The organism is Pantoea sp. X-Soil-YNGN-785 (assembly GCF_059730585.1).
Map to the genome: position 1 here is coordinate 1320409 of NZ_AP035942.1, position 22427 is coordinate 1342835.

23 protein-coding genes are annotated in these 22427 nt (G+C 56.4%); 13 read left to right on the top strand and 10 right to left on the bottom strand.

What is annotated here, in order from left to right; all coding sequences use genetic code 11:
* Positions 1 to 16 precede the first annotated feature (16 nt).
* From rimK to rlmC, 8 genes are all read left to right on the top strand, one after another.
* Positions 17 to 919 (top strand): 30S ribosomal protein S6--L-glutamate ligase, encoded by a 903-nt coding sequence (rimK, locus tag AC6I8E_RS06090; RefSeq protein ID WP_013357280.1) that lies wholly within the window; start codon positions 17 to 19, stop codon positions 917 to 919.
* Positions 920 to 1006: 87 nt separating this feature from the next.
* Positions 1007 to 1486 carry a YbjN domain-containing protein gene (locus tag AC6I8E_RS06095; protein ID WP_003849273.1) on the top strand — a complete coding sequence of 160 codons (480 nt, stop codon included), beginning with the start codon at positions 1007 to 1009 and terminating at the stop codon, positions 1484 to 1486.
* Between the two features lie 384 nt (positions 1487 to 1870).
* Positions 1871 to 2980 (top strand): spermidine/putrescine ABC transporter substrate-binding protein PotF, encoded by a 1110-nt coding sequence (gene potF, locus AC6I8E_RS06100; RefSeq protein ID WP_497824541.1) that lies wholly within the window; start codon positions 1871 to 1873, stop codon positions 2978 to 2980.
* A gap of 123 nt (positions 2981 to 3103) precedes the next feature.
* Positions 3104 to 4237, top strand: a complete 1134-nt coding sequence (potG, locus tag AC6I8E_RS06105) for a putrescine ABC transporter ATP-binding subunit PotG (protein WP_013357281.1) — start codon at positions 3104 to 3106, stop codon at positions 4235 to 4237.
* A 9-nt stretch (positions 4238 to 4246) separates the two neighbouring features.
* Positions 4247 to 5209: a putrescine ABC transporter permease PotH gene (potH, locus tag AC6I8E_RS06110; RefSeq protein ID WP_003849283.1), complete on the top strand. Its 963-nt coding sequence runs from the start codon at positions 4247 to 4249 to the stop codon at positions 5207 to 5209.
* Positions 5206 to 6051 (top strand): putrescine ABC transporter permease PotI, encoded by an 846-nt coding sequence (gene potI, locus AC6I8E_RS06115; RefSeq protein WP_497824542.1) that lies wholly within the window; start codon positions 5206 to 5208, stop codon positions 6049 to 6051. The genes potH and potI overlap by 4 nt, the downstream gene beginning before the upstream one ends.
* Before the next feature lie 75 nt (positions 6052 to 6126).
* Positions 6127 to 6594 carry a YbjO family protein gene (locus tag AC6I8E_RS06120; protein ID WP_013357283.1) on the top strand — a complete coding sequence of 156 codons (468 nt, stop codon included), beginning with the start codon at positions 6127 to 6129 and terminating at the stop codon, positions 6592 to 6594.
* A 41-nt stretch (positions 6595 to 6635) separates the two neighbouring features.
* Positions 6636 to 7766: a 23S rRNA (uracil(747)-C(5))-methyltransferase RlmC gene (gene rlmC, locus AC6I8E_RS06125; RefSeq protein WP_497824543.1), complete on the top strand. Its 1131-nt coding sequence runs from the start codon at positions 6636 to 6638 to the stop codon at positions 7764 to 7766.
* A 21-nt stretch (positions 7767 to 7787) separates the two neighbouring features.
* Here the strand turns inward: rlmC and AC6I8E_RS06130 are convergent, their stop codons facing one another.
* The 6 genes from AC6I8E_RS06130 to AC6I8E_RS06155 form a co-directional block, all read right to left on the bottom strand.
* Positions 7788 to 8519, bottom strand: coding sequence for an arginine ABC transporter substrate-binding protein (locus tag AC6I8E_RS06130; RefSeq protein ID WP_013357285.1), 732 nt, complete (start codon positions 8517 to 8519; stop codon positions 7788 to 7790).
* A gap of 115 nt (positions 8520 to 8634) precedes the next feature.
* On the bottom strand, positions 8635 to 9303 hold the full coding sequence (gene artM, locus AC6I8E_RS06135) for an arginine ABC transporter permease ArtM (RefSeq protein WP_013357286.1): 669 nt from the start codon (positions 9301 to 9303) through the stop codon (positions 8635 to 8637).
* Positions 9303 to 10019 carry an arginine ABC transporter permease ArtQ gene (gene artQ, locus AC6I8E_RS06140; protein ID WP_107319466.1) on the bottom strand — a complete coding sequence of 239 codons (717 nt, stop codon included), beginning with the start codon at positions 10017 to 10019 and terminating at the stop codon, positions 9303 to 9305. The genes artM and artQ overlap by 1 nt, the downstream gene beginning before the upstream one ends.
* A 6-nt stretch (positions 10020 to 10025) precedes the next feature.
* Positions 10026 to 10757, bottom strand: a complete 732-nt coding sequence (artJ, locus tag AC6I8E_RS06145) for an arginine ABC transporter substrate-binding protein (RefSeq protein ID WP_033732083.1) — start codon at positions 10755 to 10757, stop codon at positions 10026 to 10028.
* A gap of 15 nt (positions 10758 to 10772) precedes the next feature.
* Complete coding sequence (gene artP / locus AC6I8E_RS06150) at positions 10773 to 11501, bottom strand: arginine ABC transporter ATP-binding protein ArtP (protein WP_497824544.1); 729 nt, start codon at positions 11499 to 11501, stop codon at positions 10773 to 10775.
* 223 nt (positions 11502 to 11724) lie between these two features.
* A complete protein-coding gene (locus AC6I8E_RS06155; protein ID WP_497824545.1) occupies positions 11725 to 12264 on the bottom strand; it encodes a lipoprotein in 540 nt (179 codons plus the stop codon).
* Between the two features lie 106 nt (positions 12265 to 12370).
* Here AC6I8E_RS06155 and AC6I8E_RS06160 point away from each other — a divergent pair, with 106 nt between their 5' ends.
* Positions 12371 to 12691 carry a heavy metal-binding domain-containing protein gene (locus AC6I8E_RS06160; protein ID WP_003849304.1) on the top strand — a complete coding sequence of 107 codons (321 nt, stop codon included), beginning with the start codon at positions 12371 to 12373 and terminating at the stop codon, positions 12689 to 12691.
* Complete coding sequence (locus AC6I8E_RS06165) at positions 12688 to 13512, top strand: N-acetylmuramoyl-L-alanine amidase (protein ID WP_312216784.1); 825 nt, start codon at positions 12688 to 12690, stop codon at positions 13510 to 13512. The genes AC6I8E_RS06160 and AC6I8E_RS06165 overlap by 4 nt, the downstream gene beginning before the upstream one ends.
* A 4-nt stretch (positions 13513 to 13516) precedes the next feature.
* Here the strand turns inward: AC6I8E_RS06165 and ltaE are convergent, their stop codons facing one another.
* The 3 genes from ltaE to AC6I8E_RS06180 form a co-directional block, all read right to left on the bottom strand.
* Positions 13517 to 14518 (bottom strand): low-specificity L-threonine aldolase, encoded by a 1002-nt coding sequence (gene ltaE / locus AC6I8E_RS06170; RefSeq protein ID WP_312216786.1) that lies wholly within the window; start codon positions 14516 to 14518, stop codon positions 13517 to 13519.
* 71 nt (positions 14519 to 14589) lie between these two features.
* A complete protein-coding gene (poxB, locus tag AC6I8E_RS06175; protein WP_312216788.1) occupies positions 14590 to 16311 on the bottom strand; it encodes a ubiquinone-dependent pyruvate dehydrogenase in 1722 nt (573 codons plus the stop codon).
* 130 nt (positions 16312 to 16441) lie between these two features.
* Positions 16442 to 17341 carry a LysO family transporter gene (locus AC6I8E_RS06180; RefSeq protein WP_497824546.1) on the bottom strand — a complete coding sequence of 300 codons (900 nt, stop codon included), beginning with the start codon at positions 17339 to 17341 and terminating at the stop codon, positions 16442 to 16444.
* Between the two features lie 125 nt (positions 17342 to 17466).
* Between AC6I8E_RS06180 and AC6I8E_RS06185 the strand changes: the two genes are divergently transcribed.
* Entirely contained in the window at positions 17467 to 19104 is a 1638-nt protein-coding gene (locus tag AC6I8E_RS06185; RefSeq protein WP_497824547.1) for a DUF2813 domain-containing protein, read from the top strand.
* Positions 19105 to 19178: 74 nt separating this feature from the next.
* Here AC6I8E_RS06185 and cspD read toward each other — a convergent pair whose 3' ends face one another.
* The gene (gene cspD / locus AC6I8E_RS06190) at positions 19179 to 19400 is read right to left on the bottom strand and encodes a cold shock-like protein CspD (protein ID WP_013357297.1); all 222 of its coding nucleotides are present in this window, start codon (positions 19398 to 19400) and stop codon (positions 19179 to 19181) included.
* Between the two features lie 316 nt (positions 19401 to 19716).
* On the opposite strand from cspD, the gene clpS reads away from it, so the two are divergent.
* Together clpS and clpA are read left to right on the top strand one after the other, a co-directional pair.
* Complete coding sequence (gene clpS, locus AC6I8E_RS06195) at positions 19717 to 20037, top strand: ATP-dependent Clp protease adapter ClpS (protein ID WP_003849318.1); 321 nt, start codon at positions 19717 to 19719, stop codon at positions 20035 to 20037.
* A gap of 52 nt (positions 20038 to 20089) precedes the next feature.
* Positions 20090 to 22366: an ATP-dependent Clp protease ATP-binding subunit ClpA gene (gene clpA, locus AC6I8E_RS06200; RefSeq protein WP_033732099.1), complete on the top strand. Its 2277-nt coding sequence runs from the start codon at positions 20090 to 20092 to the stop codon at positions 22364 to 22366.
* Positions 22367 to 22427 lie beyond the last annotated feature (61 nt).

Here is a 22427-nt window from a genome sequence, read left to right on the forward strand (position 1 = left end):
CAAAGGGAGAGCTGCGATGAAGATAGCCATTCTGTCGCGCGATGAGACGCTCTACTCCAGCCGGCGATTGCGTGACGAGGCCGCTGCGCGCGGCCACGTGGTACAAATCATCGATCCGCTCTCCTGCTATATGAATATCAATCCCGCCTCACCGGCGGTTCACTACTGTGGTGAACCGCTGGGCCATTTCGATGCCGTTATCCCGCGCATCGGCAACGCCATTACCTTTTACGGCACGGCAGTGCTGCGACAGTTTGAGATGTGCGGCAGCTATCCCCTGAATGAGTCCGCCGCCATTACCCGCACCCGGGATAAATTGCGCTCGCTGCAGCTGCTGGCACGTGAAGGTATCGATATGCCGGTCACCGGCTTTGCCTCCTCGCCCGATGACACTGACGATTTGATCGCCATGGTCGGCGGCGCGCCGCTGGTGGTTAAGCTGGTGGAAGGGACGCAGGGCATTGGCGTGGTGCTGGCGGAAACGCGTCAGGCGGCTGAGAGCGTCATCGATGCCTTCCGCGGCCTGAATGCCCATATCCTGGTGCAGGAGTTCATTAAAGAAGCGCAGGGACGAGATATTCGCTGTCTGGTGATCGGCAATCAGGTAGTGGCAGCAATAGAGCGGGTAGCGAAAGAGGGCGATTTCCGCTCTAATCTGCATCGCGGCGGTAAAGCGTATCCGGTAGCGATCACGCCACAGGAGCGGCAGATCGCCGTAAAAGCAGCGGCCACGCTCGGGCTGGAAATCGCCGGTGTCGATATTCTGCGTGCCCATCGCGGTCCGCTGGTGATGGAAGTGAATGCCTCGCCCGGGCTGGAAGGCATTGAAACCAGCAGCGGCCTTAACATTGCCGCGCTGATGATTCAGCGGATTGAGCAGCAGGCCATCCCCGGGCTCCGTCCTAAAACCGCTGGCTGACACGCGCTTTTCAGCAGTTTTCATGGCATCGCCGCGCATTTTTCCGTAAGCTAAGTCGCCTGTTTATCACCCCACTGGGATTTTACGATGGATTCTCTTGTCGTTCCGGATATCGACCTGCTGCGTCGCTGGCTGGATCAGCAAAATATCACCTGGTTCGAATGCGATGCCTGTCAGGCACTTCATCTGCCGCACATGCAAAACTTCGATGGGGTATTTGACGCCAAAATCGATCTGGTCGACAACGTCATTCTGTTTTCGGCGCTGGCTGAAGTGAAGCCGACGGCGCTGATTCCGCTGGTCGGCGATCTGTCGCAAATTAATGCCAGTTCACTGACGGTGAAAGCCTTTATCGACATTCAGGATGATAATCTGCCGAAGCTCATTGTCTGTCAGTCAATGACCACTACCGCCGGATTGACCTTTGGTCAGTTCTCACACTTTATGAAACAGAGTGAAGAGCAAATCTCCATGGTGATTCTGGAGGCCTTTGCCAATAATCTGCTGATTGTGGGTGAAGAAGAAGAGCATGTTCCGGTGACCAGCGTTCATTCTGTGCTGCACTAAGCCCGATAGGGTCGCCCACTAAGCCGTCCCTGAGACGGCTTTTTTATGCCCGCGATTTGCCTCCGCCTTTTTTTATTCTGCATTTTGCCCTTTACCGCCAGATATTTGTCGTGGTTTATGCCATGAAAGCCGAACCTCATAGCTCAGACATGCATAAAATATCGCTTTCAGGCGTTTTTTACGCTGGGGTCTGGTGAAGCCTGAGCGGGGGGGCTATGCTTGCGGGGCTGTAACAGACGTGTAACTGCGTCCCAGCTATAGGATTTTGCTATTAAACTCCCGCTGAATAATGATTCATTGTGTCACTGACGTCTTGTACAGAACGCAATGCAGGGATCTCAGGTTTGCAGCGTTGAAATGACCCGCTCAGGAGGATGGAAAAATATGTTCAACTCACGTCAGAAATGGCTGTCAGCTGTGGTAGCTGCTGCGCTGATGGCCGCGTCGGCCAGCAGTATGGCGGAAGATAAAACGCTGCACGTCTACAACTGGTCCGATTATATTTCGCCAGATACCGTGCCGAACTTTGAAAAGCAGTCCGGCATTAAAGTGGTCTACGATGTGTTTGACTCCAACGAAGTGCTGGAAGGCAAACTGATGGCGGGCAGCACCGGCTACGATGTCGTGGTGCCATCTTCCAGCTTCCTGGCGCGTCAGCTGCAGTCCGGCGTATTCCAGCCACTGGATAAGAGCAAACTGCCGAACTACAAAAACCTCGATCCGGCGCTGATGGAAAAAGTGGCGCAGCACGATCCGGGTAATAAATATGCCATTCCTTATCTGTGGGGCACCACCGGTATCGGTTACAACATCGACAAGGTTAAAGCCACACTGGGCGCCGATGCGCCGGTCAACAGCTGGGATCTGGTGCTGAAGCCGGAAAATCTGGAGAAGCTGAAAAGCTGTGGCGTCTCCTTCCTGGATGCACCGGAAGAGATCTTCGCCACCGTGCTCAACTATCTGGGCAAAGATCCGAATACCTCGGATGCTAAAGAGTATTCCGGCGCAGCGACCGACCTGCTGCTGAAACTGCGTCCGAACATCCGCTACTTCCATTCGTCGCAGTACATCAACGATCTGGCTAACGGCAACATCTGCGTCGCCATCGGCTGGTCGGGCGATATTCTGCAGGCGAAAAACCGTGCCGATGCGGCGAAAAACGGCGTGCATCTGGGCTACAGCGTGCCGAAAGAGGGAGCTCTGGCCTTCTTCGATATGATGGCGATCCCGAAAGATGCCAAAAACCTCGACGGTGCCTACGCCTGGCTGAACTACATCATGGATCCGAAAGTGATCGCTGATGTCTCCAACAAAATGAACTACGCCAACGGCAACAAAGCGTCGCTGCCGCTGATCAATGCCGACGTCCGCAACAACCCGGGTATCTTCCCGACGCCAGAAGCGATGTCGAAATTGTTCGTGCTGAAAGTCCAGGATCCGAAACTGGATCGTGTGCGTACGCGCGCATGGACTAAAGTAAAAAGTGGTAAGTAGTTCGTCCCTAACGGATTGACCTGTCACGCATCAGCAACAGAGGCGCAACCCCGGCCTCTGTTGTGCCATTTTTAGCGGCGGATTTTGCCGCCATGTTCCGCCTGGCTCCGGAGAGAACCCTTTGTGAACGATGCCATTCCCCGCCCTCAACATAAAACCGCAAAGGCTTTAACGCCGCTGCTGGAAATTCGCAATCTGACCAAATCCTTTGACGGCCAGCACGCCGTGGATGATGTCAGCCTGACTATCTATAAAGGTGAAATCTTCGCTCTGCTGGGTGCATCGGGCTGTGGCAAATCCACGCTGCTGCGCATGCTGGCCGGTTTTGAACCCCCAACCAGCGGCCAGATTGTGCTGGATGGACAGGATCTGTCGCACGTTGCTCCCTATCAGCGTCCGATCAACATGATGTTCCAGTCTTACGCGCTGTTTCCGCACATGACGGTGGAGCAGAACATCGCCTTTGGTCTGAAGCAGGATCGGCTGCCGAAAGGGGAGATCACCAGCCGCGTCGCCGAAATGCTGGCGCTGGTGCATATGCAGGAGTTTGCGAAACGCAAACCGCATCAGCTTTCCGGTGGTCAGCGTCAGCGTGTGGCGCTGGCCCGCAGCCTGGCGAAACGGCCCAAACTGCTGCTGCTGGATGAGCCGATGGGCGCGCTGGACAAAAAACTGCGCGACAGGATGCAGCTGGAAGTGGTCGATATTCTGGAGCGTGTGGGCGCGACCTGCGTGATGGTAACGCACGACCAGGAAGAGGCGATGACCATGGCGGGCCGTATTGCGATTATGAATCGCGGTAAGTTCGTGCAGATTGGCGAGCCGGAGGAGATTTACGAGCATCCGACCAGCCGCTACAGCGCCGAATTTATCGGGTCGGTTAACGTCTTTGAAGGCTTATTGCGTGAACGTCAGGCAGATGGCCTGGTGATCGACAGTCCCGGCCTGATGCATCCGCTGAAAGTCGACTCCGATGTTTCGGTGGTGGATAACGTGCCGGTGCATGTCGCGCTGCGTCCGGAAAAAGTGATGTTGTGCGACGAAGTGCCTGCCGATGGCTGTAACTTTGCGGTGGGCGAAGTGGTTCACATCGCCTATCTCGGCGACCTCTCGATTTTCCATGTCCGTCTGCACAGCGGGCAGATGATCAGCGCACAGTTGCAAAACGCGCATCGCTACCGCAAAGGGTTGCCGACCTGGGGTGATGAAGTCCGCCTCTGCTGGGAAAGCGACAGCTGCGTGGTGTTGACGGTTTAAGGAGCGGCTATGAGCCAGATTTTCCAACGCGCTAAAGCGCCCGCCCGACTGGTCGGCACACCGCTGCAACGCTGGGCCACGCGTGTAAAAATGCAGCATGGCCGCAAGCTGGTGATCGCACTGCCTTATGTCTGGCTGGTGCTGTTATTCCTGCTGCCGTTTCTGACGGTACTGAAGATCAGCTTCGCGGACATTGCGCGGGCGATCCCCCCTTACACCGAGCTGGTGAGCTGGGCCGACGACCAGTTCAGTATTGTGCTCAACTTCGGCAACTACCTGACGCTGACCGACGATCCGCTCTACATCGACGCCTATCTGCAGTCGCTGAAAGTGGCGGCGATCTCCACGGTAATCTGTCTGCTTATTGGCTATCCGCTTGCCTGGGCCGTGGCGCACAGCAAGCCGTCGATGCGCACCATTCTGCTGCTGCTGGTGATCCTGCCGTCGTGGACCTCGTTTCTGGTGCGCGTCTATGCCTGGATGGGCCTGCTGAACAACAACGGTATTCTGAACCGCTTCCTGCTGTGGCTCGGGGTGATCGATCATCCGCTGGTGATCCTCTACACCAACACCGCAGTCTATATCGGTATCGTCTACTGCTATCTGCCGTTTATGGTGCTGCCGATCTATACCGCGCTGACCCGTATCGACTACTCGCTGGTGGAAGCCTCACTGGATCTGGGTGCGCGTCCGCTGAAAACCTTTTTCAGCGTGATTGTGCCGCTGACGAAAGGCGGCATTATCGCTGGGTCAATGCTGGTGTTTATCCCGGCGGTGGGGGAGTACGTGATTCCGGAACTGCTGGGTGGTCCGGACAGCATCATGATTGGTCGTATCCTGTGGCAGGAGTTCTTTAACAACCGCGACTGGCCAGTCGCATCGGCGCTGGCAGTGATTATTCTGCTGATTCTGATTCTGCCGATCATCTGGTTCCATAAGCATCAAAACCGTGAAATGGGAGAGAAGGCATGAATAATCTGCCAACCATTCGCTCGCCCTGGCGTACCGGCATTCTGATCTGCTGCTTTCTGTTTCTCTATGCGCCGATGCTGCTGCTGGTGGTTTACTCCTTCAACAGCTCACCGCTGGTAACGGTGTGGGACAGCTTCTCATTCCACTGGTACAAAGTGCTGTTTGAGGACAGCGCGATGATTGACGCGGTGCTGCTGAGTCTGAGCATTGCCGGGCTGTCGGCCACCATGGCGGTGGTGCTGGGTACGCTGGCGGCGGTGATCATCGTGCGCTTTGGTCGCTTCCGCGGGCACAACGGTTTTGCTTTTATGCTGACGGCGCCGCTGGTGATGCCCGATGTGATCACCGGCCTGTCGCTGTTGCTGCTTTTTGTGGCCATGGGCAACGCTTTTGGCTGGCCGAGTGAGCGCGGTATGCTGACCATCTGGCTGGCGCACGTCACCTTCTGTACCGCCTATGTGGCGGTGGTGATCAACTCGCGTCTGCGTGAACTGGACCGCTCAATCGAAGAGGCAGCGATGGATTTAGGCGCGACGCCGCTGAAGGTCTTTTTCATCATTACCGTGCCGATGATTGCGCCGGCGATTGTGACCGGCTGGCTGCTGGCATTTACCCTGTCACTCGACGATCTGGTGATCGCCAGCTTTGTGACCGGGCCTGGCGCTACCACGCTGCCGATGGCGATCTTCGCTACCGTACGCCGCGGCGTGAACCCGGAAATCAATGCGCTGGCTTCCCTGATCCTGTTTGTGGTTGGTTTAGTCGGTTTTATCGCCTGGCGATTTATGGCGCACGAAGAAAAACAGCGTTTAAGCGATATTCAGAAAGCTAAACGTGGCTGAAATACGTAACCTTTGCCACTATATGAACGGGCCGGTTTAACCGGCCCGTTTTTCGATCGGGTGGAGTCAGGGACTATGTCAGAAATCTTCAAAAGCAGTGCAACGCTTTCAGACGCACCGGTTCCGGTGACGGTTGCGGGCATTGCCATTATTGCGACCCGCTGCCTGAGCGTACTGATGCTGGCCAATGAGCTGGGTTACAGTGAAATCGCCAACTTTGTTCACCGCAGCGCCCAGTCCTGGGACTCGACGCTTATCTTTATCGCCAGTCAGCTGATCTTCCTGTTCGAACTGCGCTGCGCCTTTACCCTGATGCGCGGCAGTAACCGTGGCCGCTGGGGCTATGTAGCCACGCAGGGGGTTGTGCTGATCTATATGCTTTTTGCCTCGCTGGGCGGGATCTACCCCGAGATTTTCAGCATTGATGGCGACAACAACGTCCAGATTATCCACCATACGCTGTCGCAGAAAATCCCCGATCTGGTCGTGTTGATGCTGCTGTTTCTGCCTGCCAGCAGCCGCGCTTTTTTCAGAAAGCGGTGATACAATCGCGCTCCGCCCGACCCCATCGTTAAGGCTTTACCATGCACTGCGCGCTTTATGACGCTAACCGTTGCCGCTCCTGTCAGTGGCTGGAAAAACCCTATCCCATTCAGCTGAACGACAAACAGTCGCAGCTGGAACAGCTACTGGCTGAACAGCCGGTTGCGGACTGGTTACCGCCCGTCACGTCAGCGCAGCAGGCATTTCGTAACAAAGCCAAAATGGTGGTCAGCGGTAGTGTGGAGCGTCCGGTGCTGGGTCTTGTTCACCGTGATGGTGAGCCTGTCGATCTCTGCAACTGCCCGCTCTATCCCGCCAGCTTCCAGCCGGTGTTTGCAGCGCTTAAGCCTTTTATCGCCCGCGCTGGCCTGACGCCCTACAACGTGGCGCGCAAACGCGGTGAACTCAAATTTATGCTGATCACCGAGAGCCAGCAGGGCGGCGTGATGCTGCGTTTTGTCCTGCGCTCAACCGCCAAACTGGAACAGCTGCGCGCGGCATTGCCGTGGCTGCAGCAGCAGTTACCGCAGCTGGCGGTGATTTCGGCCAACATTCAGCCGGTGCACATGGCGATTCTGGAGGGCGAAGAGGAGATTGCGCTGACGCCCGATCAGTCGCTGGCAGAGAACTTCAATGGCGTGCCGCTGTGGATCCGCCCGCAGAGCTTCTTTCAGACCAACCCGCAGGTTGCCAGCGCGCTCTATGCCACTGCGCGCGACTGGGTGCGTGCGCTGCCGGTTAACAGCATGTGGGATCTCTTCTGCGGCGTAGGCGGTTTTGGCCTGCACTGCGCGACACCGGAAATGGAACTGACCGGCATCGAGATTAGCGCTGAGGCGATTAAATGCGCCCGACGCTCTGCTGAGATGCTGGGGCTGGAAAAAGTGCAGTTTGCGGCGCTGGATTCGACGGCGTTTGCCACCGGACGCGACGCAGTGCCGCAGCTGGTGCTGGTGAATCCGCCACGCCGTGGGATGGGTGAGGCGCTGTGTGACTATCTCAGCCAGATGGCCCCGGATTATCTGCTCTATTCAAGCTGTAATCCGCAGACCATGGCGCAGGATATTGCCCGGCTGAATGACTATGAGGTTACAAAAGTGCAGCTGTTCGACATGTTCCCGCACACCGCGCATTTTGAAGTGCTGACGCTGTTAACCCGACGTCAGCACTAAGTCCGGAGCTTCAGCCGGTCATTACTCCGGGAACCATTTCTGATTGAGCTGCTGCCAGCTGCCGTTGGCTTTCAGTTCAGTCAGTGCCTGATTGAACCGATCGCGCAGCGCCGTATTGCCTTTGCGCACGGCAATGCCGAGGCCGGTACCAAAGTAGTCTGCATCCGTGACATGTTCACCGACCGTCGCGAGATCCGGATTGGCCTTTAGCCACTGATTCACTACCGCGCTGTCGCCAAACACGCCATCCAGCCGGCCACTCTTCATATCCAGAATCGCATTCTGATAGCTGTCATACGCCACCACTTTCACTTCCGGATGCTTATCCTGCAGGTACTTCTGGTGGGTAGTGCCGTTTTCAACGCCGATGCGCTTTTCTTTCAAATCACCGAAGCTGCTGAACCGGCCTTTCGGTGCAATCACGATGGCAGAATTAGCGTAATAAGGCTGGGTAAAATCGACCTGCTTGCTGCGCTCCGTGGTGATATCCATACCGGAAATCACGGCGTCATAGCGGCGAAATTTCAGTGACGGGATCAGGCTGTCGAAGGCATTGTTAGTGAAGGTACACTCCGCTTTCATCTGCTGGCACAGCGCTTTAGCCAGATCGATATCAAATCCGACGAGGTTATTTTCCTTGTCCAGAGATTCAAAGGGCGGATAGGTTGCTGAAGCAGCGAAGCGAATCGTTTCCGCGGCCTGCGCGGTCACCGCCAGCGAAGCCAGCGCAGCAGCGATAATCCATTTTTTCATTTTATGATTCCTGTGATGTGGTCAGCCAGAGAAGGCGATACCCTGCCATAAAATGAATTTTTATGCAATTAGTGTGATTTTTCAGGCGAAGAGGGCGAGGGGGCTCGCCCGGTATTCAGTTACGTCGTTCAAAGGCCAGGGCGCGTTTTTCGATCAGGCGCATCATCAGCGTCAGCAAACCGTTAACGCAGAGATAAATCAGACCCGCCGCGGCATAGACCGTAATGTCATAGGTGCGACCATAGAGCAGCTGGCCGTGGCCCATGACTTCCATCAGGGTGATGGTGTAGGCCAGCGAGGTGCCTTTAAACACCAGCACCACTTCATTGGAGTAGGAGGAGAGGGCGCGTTTAAATGCATAAGGCAGCAGAATGCGCAGGGTGTCTTTGCGGCTCATTCCCAGTGCCGCGCACGACTGCCACTGTCCGGAAGGAATCGCCCGGACCGCACCGTAAAATAGCTGCGTGGTGTAAGCCGCACTGTTCAGCGATAGCGCCAGCATCGCGCACAGCCACGGCTGCGACAGTAAATGCCACAGCCAGGGAATCTGCTGGATCGAGGGGAATTGTCCCGGACCGTAGTAGATCAGGAAGATTTGCACCAGCAGCGGCGTACCGGTAAACAGCGTGATAAACCCTTTTACCAGCGGATTCAGTACCGGCGTCTTCAGCGATAGCACCACGGTGAAGAGCAGCGCGAGCAGCAGTGCTACCACCAGCGAGGCCGCCGTCAGCGTCAGGCTGGTGTGCAGCCCTTTCATGAGTTCGGGCAGATAGGCCAGCATTAGCTGTTCCCCCGTTCAAAGCGGGTGGTGCGCAGTTCGATGCGGCGTAACACCGCCTGGCTCAACAGCGTAATCACTAAGTAGATCGCGGCCGCCACCAGGAACCAGGTAAACGGCTCCTGCGTGCGGGTGGCGATACTTTTGGTTTGCAGCATCAGGTCATTAACGCTGATTAGCGAAACCAGTGCGGTATCTTTCAGCAGTACCAGCCACTGATTACCCAGACCGGGCAGGGCATGACGCCACATCTGCGGCATAATCAGCCGGAGAAAAATGGCCGACTTTTTCATGCCCAGCGCCTGCCCCGACTCCCACTGACCGACCGGCACCGCTTTGAGTGCGCCGCGCAGCGTCTGTGAGGCGTAGGCGGCATAGAGCATCGCCAGCGCAATCACACCGCACAGGAACGGACTGACATCGAAGTTCTCAATCTGCATCTGAACCGGCAGCGTAAACAGCCCGAAGTTCAGCGTGAAACCGTCAGAGAGGGTGAGCAGCAGCTGTGAGGCGCCAAAATAGATAAACAGCACCACCAGAATTTCCGGCAGGCCACGGATCAGCGTCACCAGACCGGTGCCAATCCACGCCAGCGGTCTCAGGCGCAGTGACTCCCAGCCAGCGAATATCATCGCCAGCACCAGGCCTGCGATGAGAGCACAAACAGCAAGGCCGACGGTCATCCCGGCGGCGCTTGCGAGGGTCATCATTTCATTCATCAGAGATTACTGCTGGAACCATTTGCTGTAGATGGTTTTGTAAGTGCCATCTGCTTTGATCTTATCCAGCGCGCCATTGAATTTAGTCTGCAGATCGGTGTTACCGGTGCGTACCGCAATGCCCAGGCCAGTACCAAAGTAGGCTTTATCCGTCACTTTGTCGCCGACGGCAGCCAGCGCAGCATTCTGCTTCAGCCACTCGTTGACCACGGCAGTGTCACCGAAGACAGCATCAATACGGCCGTTTTTCAGATCCAGCACCGCGTTCTGATAGCTGTCGTAAGGCACGATGGTGATGTCGCTATGTTTATCCGTCAGATATTTCTGGTGAGTGGTGCCATTCTGAACGCCAACCCGCTTGCCTTTCAGCGCTTCAACACTGGCAACTTTGCCTTTCTGAGCAACAAACAGCGCCGAGTTGTCGTAGTAAGGCTTGGTGAACAGGACCTGTTTCTCACGATCCGGCGTGATATCCATGCCCGCCATCACCGCATCAAAGCGACGGAACTTCAGGCTCGGGATCAGGCTGTCGAACGCCTGATTGGTGAAGGTGCAGGTCGCGTCGATCTCTTTACACAGCGCGTTAGCCAGATCGACATCAAAGCCCTGAATCTTGTTATCCGCATCCACAAACTCAAAAGGAGGATAAGAGGCTTCGGTCGCAAAACGAATCGTCTGTGCCGCGGTAGCACTCAGGCTAAAACCGGCAAGCAGTGCAGCAAGTACCATTTTTTTCATTTTTAGCATCCTGACTTAGTGCGAAAGATAGTGAGCAAACGCCTCGGTTTGCGGCTGTGTAAAGCGGCTGGCATCGCCCTGTTCCACAATGTGACCGTTCTCCATGTAAACAACGCGGCTGGCCGTTTTACGTGCCACCTCCACTTCATGGGTCACAATCACCTGGGTAATGCGGGTCTGCGCCAGTTCGCGAATGATACTGACAATCTGTGCGGTAATTTCAGGGTCCAGCGCGGCCGTCGGCTCATCGAACAGCAGCACCTGCGGCTCCATCATCAGCGCGCGGGCAATGGCCACACGCTGCTGCTGACCCCCGGAGAGATGCAGCGGAAAGCGATCGCTATAGGGCGTCAGGCGCAGTCGGTCAAGCAGCTTATCGGCACGGGCACGGGCGTCGCTTTTACAGAGGCCCAGAACCCGGCAGGGCGCTTCGATCAGATTCTGCAGCACGGTCAGATGTGGCCAGAGATTATATTGCTGAAACACCATGCCGACGTTCTGACGCAGTTCGCGAATCGCGGCATCAGACGGTTTCTGCGTGAAGTCGAACTGATTGCCGGCAATCTGCAACTGACCTGAACGTGGCTGCTCCAGCAGGTTAAGTACCCGCAGTAACGAACTCTTGCCCGCACCGCTGGGCCCCAGCAGCACCAGAGTCTCGCCTTGCGGACACTCAAGGTTGATGTCGAACAGCGCCTGATGAGCACCGTAGAAGCAGTTTATTGCGTTTAGTTGAATACTCATGCGCCAGATTTGAATAGCTATTAGTGTCGCGGATTTTAACGTCACCAGAATAGTTATGCAATTAAGGTGGGTTAAAATTTGTAAAACAGCAGGTAAATAGCAAAAGCTTAGCACAATATCATGCGCTGTCTGCGGTCAGTGAAAGGCCTTGTGGCGGACAGCGGCAATAAAAAAAGCGCAGTCACCTGCGGTGGCTGCGCTTTTCATAACCGTTGAACCTTAATTATTTTTTTGATTTTTCAAGCATCTGGCTCAGGCTGCCACCCTCGGCATGCGCAGGGTTCGCCATGTAGCGCACGTCATCAACGACCCAGCAGGTGCCCTGATGGATCATCAGCACTTCGTCCTGCCACTGCTTGCCGTCGCGGCTCAGATCGACCCGCAGCGGAATGTTGCGTGCATCACGGTTCGGAATGGTGGAGGCATCGGCGACGCTGGCAGCCGTCGGACCCTGTGACAGGCTGGAGAAGAGATCGCCATTGCGCCACTGTAAACCGGCATTGCTGCCGCTGGCCGCCTGCAGGGAGTGATAAAGCGCATCACTCAGGTAAGGGCGATATTTTGCCAGCGTGTTGCTGTCGGGCAGACCCTGCACAGGCTGTTCGACACGCAGGTCGTAAAACTTCTGGGCTACCTGGTCAGGACCGCCGTCAATGCAGGGGGCGGTTCGCGGGCCATTATCCTTAATGACTGGCTCAACGGTGGTACAGGCGCTGAGCAGCAGGGCCGCCGGGATCATTAGCGCAAACGCGTTGTTTCTCATCTCGATTTCCTTATGGTTCTCTGGCAAGGTGCCCTTTTTAGCATAGAGTATAGCCGTGCTTTTTAGTCGAAAGAGCCTTAGCCCGGTTTTCAACAAGGAGAATGCGATGAAATTTTCAACAACCCCAACGCTGGAAGGTCACAGCATCAGTGAATATTGCGGCGTGGTTACCGGAGAAGCGATTCTGGGGGCCAACATCTTCCGCGATTTTTTCGCGGGCATCCGTGATGTGGTCGGTGGCCGTTCCGGCGCGTATGAGAAAGAGCTGCGTAAAGCGCGGGAGATCGCGTTTGAAGAGCTGGAAGAGCAGGCGAAAGCGCTGGGTGCCAACGCGGTGGTCGGTATCGACATTGATTACGAAACGGTCGGCAAAGATGGCAGCATGCTGATGGTCAGCGTCAGCGGTACGGCGGTGATCATTCGTTGAAACGCGGGCTGTTGCTGATACTGGCACTGCTGCTGGCGGGCTGTCACTCCGGTATGGAGTCCCGTGACGGCTACTGGGCCGATCTGCGGCATCCGGCGCAGGGCGCACGACCACGGGTGAAGGTGATTGTGGTCCACTACACCGCCGAAGATTTTTCTTCGTCGCTGGCGACGCTCACCGATCGGGAAGTCAGCGCCCACTATCTGATTCCCCGCCAGCCGCCACAGCGCGCCGGTAAAGGCGTTATCTGGCAACTGGTGCCGGAGCAGCAGCTTGCCTGGCATGCCGGGCCCAGCTTCTGGCGTGGAGCCACCCGCATCAATGACACCTCGATTGGCATTGAGCTGGTGAACCGGGGTTATCGCCGGACGCTGACCGGCCTCGAATGGCAGCCCTTTACCGCCGCGCAGATCACTACGCTGGAGGCGCTGGTGCGGGATATTGCACAGCGTTATGGCATCCCACCAGAAAACATTGTCGGTCACAGTGATATCGCGCCGCAGCGTAAGCAGGATCCCGGTCCGCTGTTCCCGTGGCAGCAGCTGGCACAGCGCGGACTCGGTGCCTGGCCCGATGCCGGACGGGTGCAGTTTTATTTAGCGGGTCAGGATCCGCACGCGCGGGTGCCTGTACAGCCGCTTATGGAAAGTCTGCAACGCTACGGTTATGCAGTGACAGCGGGGATGAGTGCGCGTGAGCAGCAGAAGGTGATTGCTGCGTTTCAGATGCATTTCCGGCCTGCGGATTATCGCGGTCAGCCCGATGCCGAAACCGCCGCGATAGCTGCCGCGCTACTGGAGAAGTATGGCGCGGCGGAATAGCGGATTACTGTTGGAGAAACGCCTTCCAGTGGGCGACAACCTGCTCCAGCGCCGCACGGTCCGCATCCAGATGAGTGACCAGCCGGGTACGTGTTCCCACGCTGATTAAAACGCCGTGTGCCTTCATCCACTCGCCTAAGGGTTTGATCTGGGCTTCCTGCACGGATACGAACAGCATGTTGGTCTGCTGATCGATGACGCTGACGCCCAGCTCATGCAGCTGCTGACCCAGCCAGGCGGCATTGTCATGATCTTCCTGCAGTCGCGCCACGTTGTGTTGTAACGCGTAGAGACCTGCCGCGGCCAGAATACCGGTCTGGCGCATACCGCCGCCGGTCATTTTACGCCAGCGACGGGCGCGTTCAATCAGCGCCTCATTGCCACACAGCAGTGAACCGACGGGCGTGCCCAGACCTTTAGAGAGACAGATGGTGAGGGTATCGCAGTAGCGGGCAATCTCTGCCAGCGTGGTCTTCTGTGCGACCACCGCATTGAAAATACGTGCGCCATCAATGTGCAGCGCCAGCTTGTGCTCGCGGGTAAAGGTCCAGGCCTGTTCCAGATAATCCAGCGGCAGCACTTTTCCGTGATGGGTGTTCTCCAGACTCAACAGGCGGGTGCGGGCAAAGTGAATATCATCCGGCTTAATGGCCGCTGCCACCACATCGAGCGGCAGGGTGCCATCGTCGGCGGCCAGCACCGGCTGCGGCTGAATGCTGCCCAGCACTGCCGCACCGCCCGCTTCATATTTGTAGTTGTGCGCCTGCTGACCGACGATATATTCATCGCCGCGTTCGCAGTGGCTGAGCAATGCCACCAGGTTTGCCTGGGTGCCGGTCGGGAAAAACAGCGCTGCGGCTTTGCCGCTCAGGCGTGCGGCTTCCGCCTCCAGCGCATTCACGGTGGGATCGTCACGGTAGACGTCATCACCGGTTTCGGCTGACATCATCGCGCTTAACATGGCGGCGCTGGGCCGGGTCACGGTATCACTGCGTAAATCGATCACCTTATGCTCCTGAACGTGGCGGAAGACAAAAAAAAGGCGGGCATCGCGCCCGCCTGGATGGAACCTCTGTTTTACCGCAGCCAGTTGGTTTTCGCCAGTTCTACCACCTCATCACCGCGACCGTTCATGATGGCGCGCAGCATGTAAAGACTGAAGCCTTTGGCCTGCTCCTTTTTGATCTGCGGCGGCATCGCCAGCTCCTCTTTGGCGGTAATGACATCCACCAGCACCGGGCCATCATGGGCAAACGCCTGCTCCAGCGCGCCATTCAGTTCCGACGCTTTTTCTACCCGGATGCCACGGATGCCGCAGGCCTGGGCGATAGCGGCAAAGTCAGGATTCTCCAGCTCGGTGCCGTCAGTGAGATAGCCACCGGCCTTCATCTCCATCGCCACGAAGCCCAGTACGCTGTTGTTAAAGATCACCAGTTTTACCGGCATTTTTAGCTGCGCCAGCGAGATAAAATCGCCCATCAGCATGCTGAAACCGCCGTCGCCGCACAGCGCGACGACCTGACGGTTGCGATCGATCGACTGCGCGCCCAGCGCCTGTGGCATCGCATTCGCCATTGAGCCATGGTTAAACGAACCCAGCAGGCGGCGTTTGCCGTTCATCTTCAGGTAGCGCGCCGCCCAGACGGTCGGGGTTCCGACATCGCAGGTAAAGATAGCGTCGTCGCTGGCGTAGTGGCTGATCTGCTGTGCCAGATATTGCGGGTGGATCGGCTGCTTATCGTTGGGCTGCGCCAGTTCGTCCAGACTTTTGCGCGCCTCGCCATAATGCTTAACCGCGCTATCCAGATGTTTGCGATCGCTTTTGGGCGTCAGTTGCGGCAGCAATGCCTGTAGCGTGCTTTTCACATCGCCGACATAAGCCTGATCGACGTGACAATGTGATCCCAGGCTGCCCGGATTGATATCGATCTGGATGATCTTAGCCTTTTCAGGATAGAAGGCGCGGTAGGGGAACTGGGTGCCGAGCAGTACCAGCGTCCCGGCATTCATCATGGCGTGGAAACCGGATGAGAAGCCAATCAGGCCGGTCATGCCGACATCATAAGGGTTGTCATACTCGATGTGTTCTTTACCGCGCAGCGCATGGACGATAGGCGCTTTCAGCGCTTCGGCCAGCGCGACCACTTCCTGATGCGCACCGGCGCAGCCACTGCCGCACAGCAGCGTAATATCGGTGGCGTCGTTCAGCGTCTGAGCCAGCCGCGCCAGTTCGGCGGGCTGCGGCAGGACCTGCGGCAACTGCGGCGGATACCACTCAGTGCTGGCGCTTTCCGGTGCCAGTTTCAGCGCCACGTCACCAGGCAGTACCACGACTGAGACGCCACGATTCAGAATCGCTTTACGCATGGCAATGCCCAGCACCTGGGGTAACTGCTCAGGATTCGAGACCAGCTCACAGTAGTGGCTGCATTCGCGGAACAGCTCCTGCGGATGGGTTTCCTGGAAATAGCCGCTGCCGATTTCGCTGGAGGGGATATGCGCCGCAATCGCCAGAACCGGGACGCGGTTGCGATGGCAGTCGAACAAACCGTTGATCAGATGTAAGTTGCCTGGCCCGCAGGAACCGGCGCAGACCGCCAGTTCGCCGCTGATATGGGCTTCCGCGCCCGCCGCAAAGGCAGCCACTTCTTCATGGCGCGTCGGCATCCATTCGATGGTGCCCATGCGATTAAGGCTGTCGCTCAGGCCATTAAGGGAGTCCCCGGTGACACCCCAGATGCGTTTGACGCCCGCGCTTTCCAGCGTTTTGGCGACCAGCGCCGCCACGGTTTGTTTCATGCTCTTCTCCTTTGTCGGCCCGTACTAAAGAGTGACGTGACCAGAACCGAAAAAAGAAGCGTAGACGACACGGCAGAAAAGCAGACGTGAAAAAATGCGCTGGCAGAGCTCAGCGCATCTCAGACAGGATTCAGGCAGAGAAGAGGGCGATCAGAATCGGGGCCAGCAGACTCATGACAAAGCCGTGCACAATGGCGGCCGGGACAATCTCATTGCCGCCCGCCCGCTGCAGTACCGGCAGGGTAAAGTCCATGGAGGTGGCTCCGCACAGGCCCAGTGCACTTGAACGATGACGGCCAATCAGTGCCGGGATCAGCATGATGGCCACCAGTTCACGCACCAGATCGTTGAAGAAGGCGGCGCTGCCGATGACCGGCCCAAAGGCTTCGGTCATGAGAATGCCGGAGAGGGAGTACCAGCCAAAGCCGCTGGCCAACGCCAGACTGGTCTTCAGTGGGATGCCCAGCACCAGCGCGGCAAGCATGCCGCCGATCAGCGCGCTGACCAGCACGACAACGGCCACCAGCATGCCACGACGGTTCAGGATGATTTGCCGCAACGTCATGCCGCTGCCGCGCAGCTGAACGCCCACCAGAAACAGCAGGAAGATCAACGCATATTCGCTTGCGGTTGAGGCGTGATGCAGCAGTGGCCACTGGGTCAGCCCAAGCAAAAAACCAAGGACAACGACGCCGCACAGCTTCAGGGAGTCCAGCGCCATATGCAGTCGCGATGGCAGTTTCTCCTGCCGGTGCGCATGATGCCAGGGGGCATACTTTTCCAGTCCGCGCAGTGCCAGCAGATTGCACAGCAGAATACAGAACGCCGCTACCAGTGCGGTGTGAAAAACCGCCAGCAGGTTGCTGCTCAGATTGTCGAGAAAGGCCAGACTGATGCCCATAAAGAACAGAATGACGTAGACCATCCAGCCCAGCAGCTGATTTACCTGGCGCAGGGTGTCGGCTTTGCGGAAAGGTAGCAGCCAGCCGGCGATCAGCGGCAGCAGAATAATCAGAAGTCCGGAGTACATATCAATGCCATCCATGGGGGAAGAGGCAACACGCTAGCGAAAAAGCGTATCGGAGTAAACCCCATCGCAGCTTGACCGGTTCGCTGGCGGCAACCATGCTGTTTATAACCTGAGGACGGACGCCTATGATTCTGGAACATATCGATATTCGCGGTTTCCGCGGCATCAACAAACTCTCACTCCCTCTAACCCGCACCAATCTGCTGATTGGTGAGAATGCGTGGGGGAAATCCAGCCTGCTGGATGCCCTGAGCCTGCTGCTTTCGCCCCATGAACCAGCCTATGATTTTACCCAGGCTGATTTCCATTTCACGCCAGGCGATTTGACCGATCCTATGCGCCGTCTGTCAGTAGTATTTCATTTTCGCGATGACGGCAGCGACCCGGATGCGGTGCTCTCGGCCTTCTGGCAGCACGATGCTCAGGGTCAGCGTCGGCTTTATTACAGTGTTAGTGCCACTTGGCGTGACAGCGGCATCGAGACCCGACGCCGTTTCGTTGATGTGAACGCACAGCTGTTGCCTGAGCAGCACTGCGCGGCGGCCATTGATCTGCTGCTGAAACGCTATCCGGTGCTGCGATTGCGCGATGCGCGTTTCAGCAAACGGACGCGAAACAGTGCACCGGTGTCACTTCCGCATCCTGAGTTGCTGGCGGGGATGGAGACGCTGGCACGCGATCTGGAGCATCATCCCCAGCAGCTCAGTGATGAGGTGCTGCGACAGGGGCTGAAGACCATGCAGCAGCTAATGCAGCACTACTTTCTGGTGCAGTTGCCCGATGCGGGCAACGAACTCAGGTCACGGGATGCGCAGACACGCGACGGGGAAAAGGGATGGCGGGCGCTGGATCATCTCAATCAGCTGATTGCCGGAACCGACTCCCGCAGCCGTCAGCTGATCCTGCTGCAAATGTTTACCCTGCTGATTGAGGCGCGAGGCGATGTCCCGCTGGCCGCTGATGCCCGGCCGCTGCTGCTGATTGAAGATCCTGAAACCCGGCTGCATCCGATTATGTTGTCGGTAGCATGGAACCTGCTGAAGCTGCTGCCGTTGCAAAAAATCGCCACCACCAATTCCGCTGAGCTGCTGTCTCAGGTGCCTGTAGAGAACGTCTGTCGTCTGGTACGCGGCCCCTCGCGCGTGGCCGCCTGGCGTATTGGTCCGGAGGGATTGAGTGCCGAAGAGAGCCGACGCATCGGCTTCCATATTCGTGTCAACCGGCCTGCAGCGCTGTTTGCCCGCTGCTGGCTGCTGGTGGAGGGGGAAACCGAAGTCTGGATCATGAATGAGCTGGCACAGCAGTGCGGTTACAACTTCGCGGCTGAAGGGGTAAAAGTAATTGAGTTTGCTCAGTCGGGCTTAAAGCCGCTGCTGAAGTTTGCCCGCCGCATGGGCATCGCCTGGCATGTGCTGACAGACGGTGATCAGGCGGGTAACAAATATGCCAGCACCGCACGTACGCAGTTACAGCCCGGCGATCCTGAGCCGCGTTTTCTGACGCAGCTACCGGCGCTGGATATGGAGAATTTTCTCTATCACCAGGGTTTCCAGGATGTCTATCATCAGATGGCGCACCTGCCGTTAAACGTTCCGATGAGTTCCAGGCGTATTATTACTAAAGCGATTCACCAGAGCTCCAAGCCAGAACTGGCAATCGCAGTGGCGACGTCGGCGGCGGAACGCGGGCCGGAGGCCATCCCGCCGTTAATACGGCAGATGTTTGCCCGGGTGATTGGGCTGGCGCAGCGCCAGGCAGATTAAGTCTGCTTCGGAAAGAAAAATGCCAGCGGCACTGGCTGGCATTTTTGCGTCACTGTTCAGAGGTGGGGTAAGTATCACGCCACGGCCTGTATCTCAACCGGCACGATGAGGCTAGCGTGATTGCCTTTCGGACCTTCATGAACGTCGAACTGAACCTGCTGGCCTGCCTTTAGCGTGCGGTAGCCTTCCATCTGGATGGTGGAGTAGTGTGCAAAAATATCGTCGCCACCGCCAACCGGACAGATAAAGCCAAAGCCTTTGGAATTATTGAACCATTTAACTGTGCCCGTCTCCATGCTTTTACTTCCCTCGCAAGACATTTTATAAGTAGGTGAGGTCTTACAGGCTGTGAGTCGGATTTGATTAAAACTCAATCAGCGTGTGCAGGTAGAATGTAGAGAAAGCGCCGCTGGCGTCAAGCAAACCACCGGGCCAGGTGGGGAAAAAATCATCAAAATTTGAGGTAGTTAACGCTATTGCAAATTTTGTGATGCAGGTCGCGCAAGGGAATTTCTGAATAAATTTTCAGCAGCGACCAGGAGCTTGACAGGCATGTTAAACTCTCAACATGTAGCCATTAAAAGGCTCAAAGCAAAATCTCAACGGAACACTATGGCAAACACAAACGACTGGCTTAACTTTGAACATCTGGCCGAAGACAAAGTACGCGAAGGGTTAAAGCCGCCTTCTATGTATAAAGTCATTCTGAATAATGACGATTATACACCTATGGAATTTGTTATTGACGTCGTACAAAAGTTCTTTTCTTATGATGTTGAACGTGCAACGCAGCTGATGTTGAAAGTTCACTATCACGGCAAGGCGATCTGTGGTGTATTTACTGCAGAAGTCGCCGAAACAAAAGCGGCCCAGGTGAACAACTATGCGCGGGAAAACCATCATCCGTTGCTGTGTACGCTGGAAAAAGCCTGAACCCGTCTCCATATAGGAAACTGGTAAGGGCGATAATTGGGGGAGGTGCCTAATGCTCAATCAAGAACTGGAACTCAGTTTAAATATGGCTTTCGCCAGAGCGCGTGAGCACCGTCATGAGTTTATGACCGTCGAGCATCTGTTACTGGCGTTGCTCAGTAACCCGTCGGCCAGAGAGGCACTGGAAGCCTGTACGGTGGACATTGTGGCTCTGCGGCAGGAACTCGAAGCCTTCATCGAACAAACCACGCCGGTGCTGCCCGCCAGTGAAGAGGAGCGCGATACACAACCGACGCTCAGCTTCCAGCGCGTCCTGCAGCGTGCGGTTTTCCATGTCCAGTCATCCGGTCGCAGCGAAGTCACCGGGGCAAATGTGCTGGTCGCCATCTTCAGCGAGCAGGAGTCGCAAGCGGCCTATCTGTTACGCAAACATGAAGTCAGCCGCCTTGATGTGGTGAATTTCATCTCTCATGGTACGCGCAAAGACGAGCCGGGCCAGGCGCCAGGCGCTGAAAATCCGGTTAACGAAGAGCAAGCAGGCGGGGAGGAGCGTATGGAAAACTTCACCACCAATCTTAATCAGCTTGCTCGCGTCGGTGGTATTGATCCACTGATTGGTCGCGATAAAGAGCTGGAACGTACCATTCAGGTGCTGTGCCGTCGTCGTAAAAACAACCCGCTGCTGGTGGGTGAATCGGGTGTGGGTAAAACCGCCATTGCAGAAGGTCTCGCTTGGCGTATCGAGCAGGGCGATGTACCGGAAGTGATGAAAGACTGCACCATCTACTCGCTGGATATCGGTTCACTGCTGGCGGGCACTAAATACCGTGGTGACTTTGAAAAACGTTTCAAAGCGCTGCTGAAGCAGCTGGAACAGGACGAACACAGCATTCTGTTTATCGATGAGATCCATACCATCATCGGTGCGGGTGCCGCGTCCGGTGGCCAGGTTGATGCCGCTAACCTGATCAAGCCACTGCTTTCTTCGGGCAAGATTCGCGTGATGGGTTCCACCACGTATCAGGAATTCAGCAACATCTTCGAAAAAGATCGTGCTCTGGCGCGTCGTTTCCAGAAGATCGATATCACGGAGCCTTCTGTTGAAGAGACCGTGCAGATCCTGAATGGCCTGAAAACCAAGTACGAAGCGCATCACGATGTACGTTATACCGCTAAAGCGGTGCGTGCAGCCGTGGAACTGGCGGTGAAATATATCAACGATCGTCATCTGCCTGACAAGGCGATTGATGTGATTGATGAAGCGGGTGCGCGTGCGCGCCTGATGCCAGCCAGTAAGCGTAAGAAAACCATCAATGTCTCTGACATTGAAACTGTGGTGGCCCGTATTGCCCGTATCCCTGAGCAAAGCGTGTCGGCAACCGATCGCGATACACTGAGAAATCTGGGCGATCGCCTGAAGATGCTGGTGTTTGGTCAGGACAACGCCATTGAGGCGCTGACGGAAGCAATCAAAATGAGCCGCGCTGGTCTGGGTCAGGATCGTAAGCCGGTCGGGTCCTTCCTGTTTGCCGGACCAACCGGTGTTGGTAAAACGGAAGTCACCGTGCAGCTGGCGAAAGCCCTGGGCATTGAGCTGCTGCGCTTTGATATGTCTGAGTACATGGAGCGTCACACCGTCAGTCGTCTGATTGGTGCGCCTCCGGGTTACGTCGGATTTGATCAGGGTGGCCTGCTGACGGATGCGGTAATCAAGCATCCTCACGCGGTCGTGCTGCTGGATGAGATTGAGAAAGCGCACCCGGATGTCTTTAACCTGCTGCTGCAGGTGATGGATAACGGCATGCTGACCGACAACAACGGTCGTAAAGCAGACTTCCGTAACGTGGTGCTGGTGATGACCACTAACGCCGGTGTGCGTGAGACTGAACGTAAGTCGATTGGCCTGATTCATCAGGACAACAGTACCGATGCGATGGAGGAGATCAAAAAGATCTTTACGCCAGAGTTTCGTAACCGTCTCGACAACATCATCTGGTTCAGTCACCTGTCACCAGAGGTGATCCATCAGGTGGTCGACAAGTTTATTGTCGAGTTGCAGGCGCAGCTGGATGCGAAAGGCGTGTCGCTGGAAGTCAGTGATGAAGCGCGTGACTGGCTGGCTGAGAAGGGCTATGACAAAGCGATGGGCGCACGTCCGATGGCGCGCACCGTACAGGACAGCCTGAAGAAACCGTTAGCTAATGAACTGCTGTTTGGTTCGCTGGTGGATGGCGGCTCAGTATCAGTCGCGCTGGATCGTGAGAAAGGTGAACTGACCTATCACTTCCTGAGTGCTGAAAAACGCAAAACCGAAGGCACTGTGCATTAATCACCTGCTACAGATGTGAAAAAGGCCGGATTAAAATCCGGCCTTTTTTTTCGCTGCAATA